A 12,938-nucleotide genomic window follows, 5' to 3' on the forward strand; every position below is an offset into this window, starting at 1 on the left:
CGAAGGGACCGGCACCTTCGACACGCTCAGCCGCCTCGCCCCGTATCCCGGCACCTCCCGCGAGACCGTCAGTAGCCCGTCGACAGCACGCGATCGAGCATGTCGACGAAGTAGTCGGCCGACTCCCGAGTCACGCACAGCGGCGGCTTGATCTTCAGCACGTTCTGGTGATCGCCGGTGGGCTGCATGATCACGCCGAGCTCGAGGAGACGATCGCAGATCGCGGCCGTCTCCTCCGTCGCCGGCGTGAGGGTGCCGCGGTCGCGCACGAACTCCAGGCCCAGGTACAACCCCGACCCGTGGACGGTGCCGACGATCGGATGCCGATCCCCCAGCGCGGCGAGCCGTGCCTTGAGGTGTGCACCGACGACCCGCGCGTTCTCCTGCAGCTGCTCCTCGTCGATGATGTCGAGCACGGTCTGACCGACGACGGATGACAGCGGCGAACCGCCCGTGGAAGAGAAGAAGTATCCCTGCGTCCGGTAGCGGTCGGCGACCTCACGACGGGTGATGACCGCGCCGAGCGGGAAGCCGGCGCCGATGGACTTCGCAACGGCGACGATGTCGGGAACGACCCCCTGCTGCTCGAAACCCCAGAACCACGAGCCGAGGCGGCCGAAGCCGACCTGCACCTCGTCGGCCACGGCCAGCCCGCCGAGCTCGCGTACCGTGGCGTACACCTCTCTCAGGTAGCCGTCCGGCAGGGCGACGCCTCCCGCGTTGCCGTAGAACGTCTCGCTCAGGAAGGCGGCGGGCGGGTGTCCCTCGGCGGCGAGCGCGCGCAACCGCGCGGCCGCCTCGGGCGCGTAGGCAGCGGCATCCGCTCCCCGATGACGACCGCGGTACGAGTTCGCGGCATCGACGGTGTGCACCCACTCGGGACGGGTCTCGAGTGCGTTGGGGTTGTCGGCGATCGAGGTCGAGACCGCATCGCTCGCGTACGTCCAGCCGTGGTAGGCCTCGGCCATCGCCACGACGTCGCGGCGCTCGGTCGCCGCCATCGCGAGGCGGATGGCCAGGTCGACCGCCTCCGAGCCGGAGTTGACGAAGAACACCGTGTCGAGCTCGTCGGGAAGCCGGGATGCCAAGCTCTCGGCGTAGCGCGTGATCGCGGCGTAGTGGAAGCGCGAGTTCGTGTTCAGCAGACGCGTCTGGCGCGAGACGGCTGCGGCGATGCGGGGGGTGCGCGTGGCCGACCGAGGCGACGTTGTTGACCATGTCGAGGTAGACGCGGCCGTCGACGTCGACGAGGAACTCGCGCCATCCGCGCTCGATGCGCGGCGGCCGGGCGTAGTAGTGCTCCTGGACCTCGGCGACGACGGCCTCGCGGCGGTCGAGGAGGTCGTCCTCGACGGGCGCGGCCGGTACCTCGACCCCGAGCGCGAGGGTGGCGTCGCCGACGACGGCGCGCCACCCGGGCAGATCGGCGGCGCGGATCGTCTCGGGGACCTCGTCCGGGTCGAGCGCGGTGAGCAGCACGTCGATACGCCGGCGGGCGGGCACCTCGGCGCTCACCTCCGTGTCGCCGTGGCGGATGCTCAGTCCCGCCGGGACATCGAGCGTCGTGGGCCGGGCGAACCACACCGCAGCCGCGGTCGGCACCGTCGCGGGTGCGTGCGGCGTGCGGGACGGCGCGCCGAGCAGCACCGGGCGCAGAGCCGGGAGCACCACGACCTCCGCTCCCTCGTCGAGCAGACGCTGCGCCGCGCGCTCGACGGCGTCGTCGTCGAGCCACGCCCCCTCGTCCGCGAGCGGCGACAAGGTCCCGGCATCCAGGATCACCGCCCGCCCCGGCTCGCTCAGGAGCGGCGCGCCGGCCCACTCGGGGACGCCGACGGCGGGACGCCCGAGCGCGTGACGAATCTGCGCGGTCGCCACCTCGATCGGAACGGCGGTCGCGCGCCGCAGGATCGAGAACTCCCGATCCAGCGCGCCGCTGGCGTAGTCGTTCGCCTCGTCGAGGCGCACCTGCTGGCGCCCGCTGAGGACGAGCACGACCCCGCGCAGCACGACGAGCGGCCAGAGGGCGGTGATCTCATCGTCCGAGAGCGCCCGCCGTCGGTCGAACGCCGCGATGGCCGGCAGAGTGGTGCGATACGACGCGCCGGCGTGGTGCAGCACCGACGAGACCGTCACGGCGATCTCGCCCACCGCCCACGAATCGATGACGTCTCCGAAGTCGATGACGGCATCGGGGAGGGTCTGGATGCCGTGCGGCCGGAGCACATTGTCGTCGGTCACGTCGTAGTGCCCGAGCTGGCGCGGCAGCGCCTCGGCGACCGGCGCGAGCGCGGCGAGCGCGCGGGCGGTCGCCTCCGCGGTGAACGCGCGCACATCGGCGTCGGGCTCGGTCTCGGCGATCTCGGTGATCGCCCGCTCGGCGTGCCGCAGGTCCCACTGGAGGACGCGCCCCGAGGCCGGGTGCGTCTCGTTCGCGAGCGCCACGCTCACCGCGGCGGACAGCTCGCCGAGCCGTTCGACGACGCGCGGCGAGAGGTAGGCCGAGCCGGTCAGCGTCTTCCCCGACACGAACGAGATGACCCGCGCGTGCAGCCGCCCCTGCGAGGTCTCCCACCACCCCGACATCGCGCCCCGCGGTCCCGTGACGATCTCGGGGATGCGCAGGGTGGGCTCCGCTCGCGCGACGAGGGCGGCCGCGGCATCCTGCATCTCGATCTCGGATTCGCTGAAGACCGGGTTGCTGATCTTCAGCACGCCGAGTGGGTCGCCCCCTCCAGCGGGGGTGACGAGGAAGTTCTGGTCCTGCTGGCTGCCGAGCGAGCGGAGCTCCGTGTCGATGCCGTAGACCTCGCGCAGCAGGGATCGAGCCTCGTCGATGGGAAGGGTCGGCGTCGGCAGCTCACCGTGGGCGAAGTAGTCGAACGAGGCGTCGGTCACGGCGGGCTCCATGAGGCTCGAATCGGGCGGGTCGGTGGCGCGGCAGCTCGGGCGTTCGCGAGGCAGGCATGCGACGAGCGCGCGGTCTCGGAGGGTGCTGGAATGAAACATACAGCGTATGTTTTCGGGCCGCCAGACCGCCGGCGGGCGACTGATCATCACGCCGCGAACGACATCGCAGGTGAATCACGCCGAACCTCGGGGCGGCGCCTCCGACACGGGCGGCGCTCGCCGCCTCGCGGGCGACCGTCCCACCCGCCGGGGCAGGGCCACCGACCCCATCGCCAGAACCCCACCGCGCGATAGAGATGGGACCTCTCGCACTCTCCGAACCCGAACAGGAGCCGTCGTGTCCACCCAGAATCCCGCGCCGTCACGCCGCCGTCGTCTCGCCCTTCCCGTCCTCCTCGCCGGGGGGCTCGGATCCCTGATCCTGGCCCTCGGTCTCTCGCCCACCATCTCCGCGTTCACGGCGCAGATCAAGAACACCGTCGACACGGCCGGCACCGGCACCGTCATCATGCAGGAGAGCAACGCCGACGGCTCGATCACCTGCAACAGCACGGACGGCGGATCCGTGTCCTCGAACACCGCGACCTGCGCGACCATCAACAAGTACGGCGGCAGCGTGACGATGGTGCCCGGCCAGACCGTGTCGACCGACATCAAGATCAAGAACACCGGCAGCGCCGCCGCCACGGGATTCACCCTCACGCCGGGAACCTGTACGCAGACGAACAACGGAACGCCCAACGGCACCGCTACCAACCTCTGCTCCACCATGACGCTCGTCGTGACCTCGGGTTCGACGACGCTCTACTCGGGAACCCTCCAGGGGTTCGCGTCGTCCGTGAACGTGCTCACCGCCCTCGGCACGACATCGGTTCCGTCCGGCTCGACCGTGCCCTTCACGTTCGCGGTGACACTCCCGTCGACGGCGGGGAACACGTACGCCGGTCTCCAGGTGTCGCAGCCGCTCACCTGGGACTTCAGCAGCTGACGTCGCCCTCGTGATCCCGCACCCCGCGGCGACCGCCGTCCGAGGGAGCGCGCGCCCGGCGATCATCGTCGCGGTCGCACTCGTCCTGCTCTCGGTCGCGGTCGCCGCGGCGTTCGCCATCGCCGGCATCCGCCTGTTCGCGGTCCAGACCCCGAGCATGGGCGAGACCGCGCCGGTGGGCTCGCTCGTCGTCAGCCGCGCCGAGCCGAACTATGCCGTCGGCGACATCGTCACCTTCTCGACCGGCGACCGCACCGTGACGCACCGCATCGTCGGCGACTCCGACGGGTCGTTCACCACGCAGGGCGACCTCAACGGGGCGCCGGACGGGAGCCCCGTCGCAGCCGATCAGGTGATCGGTCGCGCCGTGGCGATCCTGCCCGGCGTCGGATTCCTGCTCCAGGTCGCCCCCTGGCTTCTGTTGGGCGTCGCTCTGACCGAAGCGCTCGTGTGGCTCAGCCTGCGGCAGCCGGGGTGGATCTGGAGCGCCCGCCTCACGGGATGGTCGTTGACCGTCACGATCGTCGCCCTGTGGCTTCGGCCGTGGTTCAACGTTCAGATGCTCGACTTCCGCCCGGGCGACGACGGCACCAGCGCGCTTCTTCACGTCGTCAACACCGGGCTGTTCCCGCTCCTCGCGAACGGCACGCGCCTGCTGAGCGGACAGGACGCCGTCGTCTCCACGACCGACCGCCTCCCCAGCGGCGCCTACGTCCTCACCCCCCAGGCCGATCTCGACCTGCCCCTGCGGCTCCTCGTCATCGCGCTGTGCCTGCTCCCGCTCGGGGCGGCGTTGCTCATCCGCGACGACGATGCCGTCGCGCTGCCCGACGGACGTCGCCCCCGACCCGACCGCCGCGGCGGCCGGATCGTCGTTCCGCTCGTGATCATCACGGTGCTCGCGGTCGCCGCGCTCACGACGTTCTCCTCGACCGGAGCGAGCTTCACCGCCCGCATCGCGAACACGAAAGACACCGCGGGGACGAACCCGTTCTTCAGCTGTCGCGACGCCGCACTCTCCGTCGGCACTTCCGCGACCAAGGGCGCGTACGCCCTCACCCCCACGAACAATCCCGCCAAGACCGAGAACGACCTCTCCGGCGCCGCCTCCCGGCGCGCGACGTACGCGGTCTCCCCCACCCTCTCGACGAGCGTCGGGTGCCTCCACGACTCCCCCGCCTCCTCGGTGAGCTTCAACGGCACGTCCCAGTGCCTTTACGTTCCGGGATCGGTGACCAACCCGAACACCTTTACGATCGAGGCCTGGTTCCGCGCTCCGTCGACCGGACGGGGGAAGATCATCGGCTTCGGCGACGCGAACCAGTCCGCCGCCGACGGTCACTACGACCGACACGTCTACCTCGACCAGACCGGTCGCATCGTGTTCGGCGTGTACCCGGGGAGTGTGCGGACGATCTCGACCCCGGCCGGGCGTTCGTACGCCGACGGGACGTGGCACGCGGTGGTGGCATCCCTCTCGAGTGCGGGGATGGCCCTGTACGTCGACGGGAGCCTCGTCGCCACGAACACGTCGATCACCACGGGCGAGAACTACTCGGGGTACTGGAAGATCGGCTGCGGCAACCTCACCGCGTGGGCCAACGGAACCTCGAACGGCACGATCGACTGGTACGGCCCGTCCTTCTTCACGGGCGAGATCCAGTTCGCGGCGATCTACACGCGCGCTCTCTCGGCCGACGAGGTGCGCTCGCACTACGCCGCCGGGCGTTGACGCACACCTCGTGCGAGACAAGGCCGCGCACGCCGGCGGCGCGGCATCCGGAATCCCCCGATGCCGCGCCGCCACCGATCACGCCGGGATGCGTTCGGGCGCCTCGGCCTCTTCGTCGAACTCGACCTCGGGCGGGCGACGGCGGAAGCCGCGGGTCAGCACCGCGAGCCAGACGACGCCGACCCCGATCCACACGAGACCGACCGTGAGCGCGAGCGGCGACAGGCTGAACCACAGCCACGCGGTGAGCGCGAAGCCGAGCGCGGGCAGGACCCCGTATCGGAACGCGGCGACTCCCCCGCGACGACCCTCGTCGATGAGGAAGTGCTTGATCACCGACAGGTTGACGAGCGAGAACGCGGCCAACGCACCGAAGCTGATGAGGGATGCCACCGTGTTCAGGTCGGCGAACAGCGCGGCGAGCGAGACGACACCGACGAAGATCGCCGCGCCGATCGGCGTCCGATAGCGCTTGCTCAGCCGAGCGAAGAAGCTCGGCAGCACGCCGTCACGCCCCATCGCGAACAGGATGCGCGCCACGCTCGCCTGCGAGGCGAGCGCCGCGGCGATGCAGCCCGCGATGTACGCGATGAGGAAGAAGAGCTCGAGCCAGCGCCCCGCGGCGACCTCCATGATCTGGTTCGCCGCGGCATCCGGGTTCTCGATGTCGGCGACGTTCGGGATGACGAGGGTCGACACGTACGCGATCACGGTGAAGATGAGCCCGCCGATGATCGTGGTCAGGATGATCGCCCGCGGGACCGTGCGCTCGGGGTCGCGCGCCTCCTCGGAGAGGGTCGAGATGGCGTCGAACCCGAGGAAGGACAGGGCGAGCATGGCCGCACCCGCGAGGAGGCCGGGGAAAGTGAGGCCGGCATCGTAGAGCGGCTGCAGCAACGAGACGCCGGGGTTCTGCAGGACGTGAAGCACCGCGCACACGACGAACACGGCCGCGAACACGAGCTGCAGACCCACCAGCACGAGGTTGGCGTTGCGCACGACCGTGATGCCCACGATGTTCAGCCCGGTGATGAGGAGGACGCCCGCCAGAGCGAACACCCACGGCGGGATGCCGGGCAGTTGGGCGTTGAGGTAGATGCCCATCAGCACGTAGTTGATGAGCGGGAGAAGCAGGTAGTCGATCATGAGCGACCACCCGGTGAGGAAGCCGACGTGACCGCCGAACGCGCGGCGGGCGTAGGTGTACGCGCTGCCCGCACGGGGGAACGCCTTCACGAGCGCCGCGTAGCTGAACGCGGTGAAGAGCATGGCGACGAGCGTGACGAGGTAGGCCGTCGGCACGTGGCCGCCGGTCGTGACGGCGACGAGGCCGTACGTGGTGAAGACGGTCAGCGGCACCATGTAGGCGAGGCCGAAGATGACGAGGGAGGGAACTCCCATGACTCGCCGGAGCGAGGTTTCGGAGGAGGTCACGGTTTTCCTGTTCGGGGTCAGAAGGAGCGAGGCGGAGTGGCGCCGGCGAGCGCCGACGCCGTGAAGGTGCGGATGCCGCGTCGCCACGTCCCGCGGATACGGGCATCGGCGATGCGGTCGACCGGCTCGCGGCGGATGTCGCGATCGAGCCAGACGAGGTCGGCGACCATGCCGGGGCGAAGAGCGCCGCGGTGAGCGTCGTCGCCGGCCTGCCATGCGACGCCGCTCGTGGCGGCGTCGAGGGCTTCGTCGAGGGTGAGTCGTTCCTCGGGCTGCCAGCCGCCGGCGGGCTGCCCGTCTTCGTCCTGGCGGGTCGCCGCGGTGCGGATGCCGAGGAGCACATCCGGTGAGGTGACGGGCCAGTCGCTGCCGAAGCTGAGGTGCGCGCCGGCGGTGCGCGCGGCACGCATGCGGTACTGCCTCTCCCTCAGGGGGCCGAGGCGCGGCAGCGTGAGCTCGGTCATCACGGCGTCGGGGACGGCCCACTGGGGCTGGAAGCAGAAGGTGACCTCGAGTTCGGCGAGTCGCGGCAGGTCGGCCGGGTCGACGATCTGCGCGTGGGCGATCGTGAGGCGGCGCCCGCGGCGGAGGCTCTCTCGAATGCCCTCCGCTGCGCCGATCGCCGCCCGCACCGCTGCGTCGCCGATCGCGTGCAGGTGCACATCGAACCCGGCGGCGTCGCACGCGGCGACGGCTTCGCCGAGCTGATCCGGATGCCAGTTCGGCAGGCCGCGGGTGTGGGCATCGTGGTAGCAGTCGAGCAGGTGCGCGGTGCGGTTCTCGAGGATGCCGTCGACGAAGAACTTCACGGTCCGCGCCGTGAGACCCGGGACCCCCGCGATGCCGTCCGCGGCGCGGCGCAGGTCGTCCAGCTGCGCGGGCCAGCGCGCGGGGTCGGCACGCAGGGCGAGATCGACGTCGACCGCGAGCCGACCGCTCTCCGCCGCTGCCACCCACGAGGGGAGGTCGTCGAGCTCGGTCCAGGCCTCTTGCGCCCAGGCGATCCCGTTCGCCGCGAGACGTTCGGTGGCCCAGGCGAGCGCCTCGACGTCGGCCGCGACGGACGGACGCGGCGCGCGGTCCAAGACCAGGTCGATCGCCGGTCGCTCGACGAGCGTGCCGAGCGGGGAGCCGTCGGGACGGCGCTCGATGCGTCCGAGCGCGGGCTCGGGGGTCTCGGCATCCAGTCCCGCCGCCCGCAGGGCCGCGGTGTTCGCCCAGACCGTGTGATAGTCCCACGCGTGCAGGACGACGGGCCGCTCGGCCTCCGCCTCGTCGAGCCAGCGGGCGTCGAACATCCCGCCCGGGACGATCGTGGCGTCGTAGCTGCCGCCGATGAGCCAGGCGTCGTCGCTGTCCGCGGCCCACGCGCGGACCCTCTCGACGATCTCGGCGACGGAGGTCGCATCGCGCAGTTCCGGCCCGCGCCGCTCGCGACCGGCGAGCAGGGGGTGGGCGTGTCCGTCGCCGAACGCGGGGAGCAGAAGCCCTCCCTCGAGGTCGACCACCTCGGCATCGTCGGGGACCGGCGAGCCCGCGGATGCCACGACCCCGTCGATCACGACGAGTCGGTCGATGTCGGCCGTCGATCCGTCGACACGGATCGCGCCGTTCGTGAACACCACGACCGCCATGGAAACCTCCTTGAGACCACGCTGCGAGAAACATACAGCGTAGGTTTTAGGAACGCTACGACTTTTCCTCACGACGAATCCGCCGTTTCCTCGACTCGTCACGAACCCGATACACGCCCGAAACGCGGGCATCGCGTAACGTGGTCGAACCCGACCGAAAGGCCCCGACGTGCCACGGCCGCCGCACCCCAAGCTCTCGCGCGAGGCGATCGCCCGCGCCGCCCTCGCTCTCGTCGATCGCGACGGCAGTGACGGGGCGAGCATCCGGCGCGTCGCCGACCGCCTGAAGGTGCACCCGACCTCGCTCTACAACCACGTGCCGAACCTCGCGGCGCTCATCGAAGACGTCCGCGCGCTGGTCTCGCAGCGCATCGACTCATCCTCGCTCCGTGACGACGAGTGGGAGGAGGGCCTGCGACGGTGGGCACGTTCCTACCGGGACGCCTTCCGTCGTCACCCCCGGACGATCCCGCTGCTCATGTCGCACCGGTCGTCGGCGCCGCTGCTGATGTCGCAGTACGAGGACTTCGCCGTCGCCGCCGAGCGCGTCGGCTGGAAGAGCGACGACATCCTCCCGCTGCTCACGGCCTTCGAGTCGTTCATCCTCGGCAGCGTGCTCGACATGTCGGGCCCGACCGTGATGTTCGATCCGACCGGACAGGAAGAGAGCGTTCCCCGCTTCGCGGCGGCCTACGCCACCCTCGTCGACCAGGACCCGGCCGACCCGGTCGCGACTCGCGCTTTCGAGCTCGGCCTCTCGCTCCTCATCGCCGGAGCCCGACCGCGGGAGTGAGGCCGGACGCGGTCACATGTGCGCGTATCGCGCGCGGGCGAAGCAGAAGAGGCCGTAGACGACGAGGCCCGCACCGACGAGCCACAGCACGACCTGCCCGAACGGCAGACCCGCGAGCGAGCGCAAGGCGGCGTCGAGTCCGCCTGCGGTCGAGGGGTCGTGCTTCAGCGCGGCGACCACGAACAGCACGCCCGCCACGCCGACGGCCACGCCCTTGGCGATGTACCCCACCATGCCGAAGGTGCGGATGCCGCGCCCCGCCGCCCCGCCGGGGATCGACATGTGCTTCTCGAACGCCTTCGTGAACCCGCGAACGACGAAGGCGACACCGACGGCCGCGACGCCGAGTCCGATGACGACGAGCAGCACCACCCCGGCTGGGCTCGACAGCAGCTGCGCGGACATCGTCTGCGACGACTGCGACGAGCTCGAGCGTCCGCCGAGCGCCACGGTGAGAGCGGTGAACGCGATCGCAGCGTAGGCGACGGCGGTGCCGACGAACTTCGCTCGATGCGCCCAGCGCTTCTTGGCATCCGGGTCCTGCTCGACGATCGCCTCGGCGATCTGCCACACCGCGAGCGCGGCCAGGCCGACGGCGATGACCCAGAGCAGCACCACTCCCGCGGGAACCTGAGCGACCTTCTCCAACGCCCCGCTCTGGTCGGCGCTGTCGCCGCCGGATCCGGTGGCGATCGAGATCGCGATCACCCCGATCAGCAGGTGGAGCAGGCCGAGCACGACGTATCCGACGCGCGCGGCGACCTCGAAAACGGTCGAGTCCTGCGCTCTGTTCGCGGCGGCCGAGGGAGTGGTCATCCGGGAACCGTAGTCCTCACGAACCCGTCACGGCGAGGCGTTGCGCTCGACGCTCGCGGACCACTTGGATGAGCGCCCACACGAACGTCGAGACCGCGACCCCCTCGAGAGCACCGGCGACGACGTCCGAGAGCCAGTGCGCGTGCAGGTAGGTACGGCTCCACATCATCAACACCACCCAGACAGCACCGGTGATCCACACCCACCGGCGGCGCAGGATCAGCCCGAGCACGACGGCGATGGTCGTCGCCACCGCCGTGTGGCCCGAGGGGAAGGATGTCGCCATCGTCTCGGCCAGGGAGTCGGCGGGCCGCTGCCGCGCGATGATCGCGGCCATCGGGGCGCCGATCGCCACGACGAGAGCGATGGATGCCGCAACCGTCAGCGCGTCCCACGGGCGACGCCGGAGGGCGAAGACGATCGTCGTCGCCACCCCGATCACGATCATGCCGATCGTGCCGCCCACGATCGCGGGGACCCACGCGAGGATCACGCCCACCGGGGTCGCGATCGCCGCCATCGCGGCATCCCACCACACGTCGACGTCGAGGGCCGTGTGTCCGTTCAGGGCGACGGCGAGGCGCAGGGCGACGAACGCGACCGTGGCCAGCGCGCCGACGACGAGGGCGATGGCGCGGCGTGCGTCCGCTTCGGCGACGGGGAGCGCCGGGGCGTCGGCGGGTATGGCATCCATCCCGGAATCGTGACAGGACCGGATGCCGCGGAGCCAGGGATTGCGTCCGGGGGCGCGAGCGCTCCCGAGGCGCCTCGCACGGCCACCGCATAAACGCTGTTCGCGCGCAGAAACACGTGCACAGCGCGTTTATGCGCGCGGATCGCGTTTATGCGCGACGCGGGAAAAGCCTGCTCGAGGAACAACACCGGGCCTGAACGACGGCGTCGACGAGCTCATCGCTGAGAGAATGGAGCCGAGGAGAAGGAGACCACCGATGGCTGCACTCGATTCGCGGGAGGCCCGGCGTGAGCTCGTGATCGACACCATGGCGAGCTGGGCCCTCGAAGATATGGAGCCCACCCCGGAGATGGTGCAAGACATCGGCCTCTACGTCGAGGGGAAGATCTCGACGGCGGAGATCATCGAGAAGGTCAAGCGCGGGGGCTACCGTGACTGACGGTTTCGTCGACCCGTACGTCTATCCGGGTTCGAGCGTCTTGAAGAACCTTCTCGACGAACGCGACCGGAACCGTCTCGAACGCCAGGAGTATCAACTCACCCTTGCCCGCCGGATGGAGCTCGAAGTCGCCCCGATCACGGGGCCCTTCGACCTTGCCCGGTGGACCGAGACCCACCGTCGCCTCTTCCAGGACGTGTACGCGTGGGCCGGCCGGATCCGCACGGTCGAGATCAGCAAGGGTTCATCTCAGTTCCATGCCTCGGCGCTCATCCCGTCCGCGGCAGGGAGCACCCTCGACTGGCTTGCGACGTCCGGTCTCTTGAACCCCGAGATCGACGAGCCCGAGTTCGTGGTGCTGGCAAGCGATCTGCTCGAGAAGATGAATGACATCCATCCTTTCCGCGAAGGCAACGGTCGGACGCAGCGCGCCTTCCTCGACCAGGTCGCGCGGGTATCGGGTCGTCGGCTCGCCTGGCGCAACGTCACTTCCCGGGAACACCTGACCGCCAGTATCCGCGCCTTCAACGCGGGGAACGGCGAGCCGTTTCGACCGATACTCGAACTCGTGCGTCAGCCTCCGCTCGACGGCCTGTCGCCCCTCGATCCGTCCGTCTACCAGGTGACGAAGCCGATCTGACAGCGATCACCGACACGTCGCGGGCACCTCGCCCGCGGAGCCCGGTCGTGCTGCCTGAAGAAGAAGCGAAGTCAGTTCCTCGTCCTCGAGCCCGAAATCCTGTGCGACATCCGCCATCGGATCACCAGCGCGTAGTCGGCTCAGAACGTCCTCGACGCGGACACCGAGGCGCGCGATCGTCGGTTGACCCGAGTTGCGCCGGGGATCGACGACGACCTCGGCTCTTTCGTACGTCGGCAGGCGCAGAGAGTCGATGTAGCCGTCGCGGTAGCTGATCGTTCGCAGGTACTGATCGACGACGTCGCGGAAGACTCCCTGTCGATTACGAACGACGACGAGGTCGTGGTCGCCGTTCTCGATGAGAATCTCCGCGCCGTCCGTTTTCAGCTTCTCGCGGAGCAGAGCGTTCTCCAGACCGAGCTCGTTGCGCAGGACATCCACCGCTGGACGAATGCGAGCCAGGGGGAGACCTGCGCGACGAAACGACTCCACGATGTACCCCTCGGCGAGGGCGTTGAAGGGCACGGTGAATCCGCGGCCACTCTTCACACCCCGGAGGATGGGGTCACTCCATCGCCGGCCGCTGCCGTTGCGCTGCCGAAACGCGTGCCCGTGTGCCCACCGACCGAAAGACGACGTGGGAGCCCGAATGATGTGAGCGGCCTCGGAAAGCGTGTAGACCGGGGTCGTGTACGCCCGATCCGAGATCGACGTTTGCATACAAACAGGGTAAATGGAGGCGGTGCGGTCTGCATCGCTGATTCACCCGCCGCGCGGCAGCGGCCGAGCGGTAGCCGAGCGGTAGCCGGTCTCTGCGCCTCACCGGCCTCCCGGTAAGCGAGTACGGTTGACTGCGGC

11 protein-coding genes are annotated in these 12,938 nt (G+C 70.0%); 5 read left to right on the forward strand and 6 right to left on the reverse strand.

Translation table 11 applies throughout. The features are described 5' to 3' along the window. Nucleotides 1-68 precede the first annotated feature (68 nt). Nucleotides 69-1,424, reverse strand: coding sequence for an aminotransferase class III-fold pyridoxal phosphate-dependent enzyme (locus QE388_RS03355; RefSeq protein WP_307387042.1), 1,356 nt, complete (start codon nucleotides 1,422-1,424; stop codon nucleotides 69-71). 1,823 nt (nucleotides 1,425-3,247) lie between these two features. Between QE388_RS03355 and QE388_RS03360 the strand changes: the two genes are divergently transcribed. After that, on the forward strand, nucleotides 3,248-3,898 hold the full coding sequence (locus QE388_RS03360) for a hypothetical protein (protein WP_307382921.1): 651 nt from the start codon (nucleotides 3,248-3,250) through the stop codon (nucleotides 3,896-3,898). Between the two features lie 10 nt (nucleotides 3,899-3,908). After that, nucleotides 3,909-5,630, forward strand: coding sequence for a signal peptidase I (locus tag QE388_RS03365; protein ID WP_307382923.1), 1,722 nt, complete (start codon nucleotides 3,909-3,911; stop codon nucleotides 5,628-5,630). 78 nt (nucleotides 5,631-5,708) lie between these two features. Here the strand turns inward: QE388_RS03365 and QE388_RS03370 are convergent, their stop codons facing one another. Together QE388_RS03370 and QE388_RS03375 are read right to left on the reverse strand one after the other, a co-directional pair. Beyond that, nucleotides 5,709-7,064, reverse strand: a complete 1,356-nt coding sequence (locus QE388_RS03370; RefSeq protein ID WP_307382925.1) for an APC family permease — start codon at nucleotides 7,062-7,064, stop codon at nucleotides 5,709-5,711. Between the two features lie 17 nt (nucleotides 7,065-7,081). Beyond that, nucleotides 7,082-8,698 (reverse strand): amidohydrolase, encoded by a 1,617-nt coding sequence (locus tag QE388_RS03375; protein ID WP_307382926.1) that lies wholly within the window; start codon nucleotides 8,696-8,698, stop codon nucleotides 7,082-7,084. Between the two features lie 169 nt (nucleotides 8,699-8,867). Between QE388_RS03375 and QE388_RS03380 the strand changes: the two genes are divergently transcribed. Further along, entirely contained in the window at nucleotides 8,868-9,491 is a 624-nt protein-coding gene (locus tag QE388_RS03380; RefSeq protein WP_193754817.1) for a TetR/AcrR family transcriptional regulator, read from the forward strand. Between the two features lie 12 nt (nucleotides 9,492-9,503). Here QE388_RS03380 and QE388_RS03385 read toward each other — a convergent pair whose 3' ends face one another. Together QE388_RS03385 and QE388_RS03390 are read right to left on the reverse strand one after the other, a co-directional pair. Continuing rightward, entirely contained in the window at nucleotides 9,504-10,307 is an 804-nt protein-coding gene (locus tag QE388_RS03385) for a DUF1206 domain-containing protein (protein ID WP_307382928.1), read from the reverse strand. Between the two features lie 16 nt (nucleotides 10,308-10,323). Next, a complete protein-coding gene (locus tag QE388_RS03390) occupies nucleotides 10,324-11,001 on the reverse strand; it encodes a phosphatase PAP2 family protein (protein ID WP_307382930.1) in 678 nt (225 codons plus the stop codon). 256 nt (nucleotides 11,002-11,257) lie between these two features. Between QE388_RS03390 and QE388_RS03395 the strand changes: the two genes are divergently transcribed. Both QE388_RS03395 and QE388_RS03400 read left to right on the forward strand, forming a co-directional pair. Continuing rightward, entirely contained in the window at nucleotides 11,258-11,440 is a 183-nt protein-coding gene (locus tag QE388_RS03395) for an antitoxin VbhA family protein (protein WP_275801498.1), read from the forward strand. After that, entirely contained in the window at nucleotides 11,433-12,080 is a 648-nt protein-coding gene (locus QE388_RS03400; protein ID WP_307382933.1) for a Fic family protein, read from the forward strand. The genes QE388_RS03395 and QE388_RS03400 overlap by 8 nt, the downstream gene beginning before the upstream one ends. Nucleotides 12,081-12,086: 6 nt before the next feature. On the opposite strand, the gene QE388_RS03405 is transcribed toward QE388_RS03400, so the two are convergent. Next, on the reverse strand, nucleotides 12,087-12,800 hold the full coding sequence (locus QE388_RS03405; protein ID WP_373426602.1) for a DUF433 domain-containing protein: 714 nt from the start codon (nucleotides 12,798-12,800) through the stop codon (nucleotides 12,087-12,089). Nucleotides 12,801-12,938: the final 138 nt, after the last annotated feature.

The organism is Microbacterium sp. SORGH_AS_0969 (assembly GCF_030818255.1).
In the GTDB taxonomy this organism is placed as follows: Bacteria; Actinomycetota; Actinomycetes; order Actinomycetales; family Microbacteriaceae; genus Microbacterium.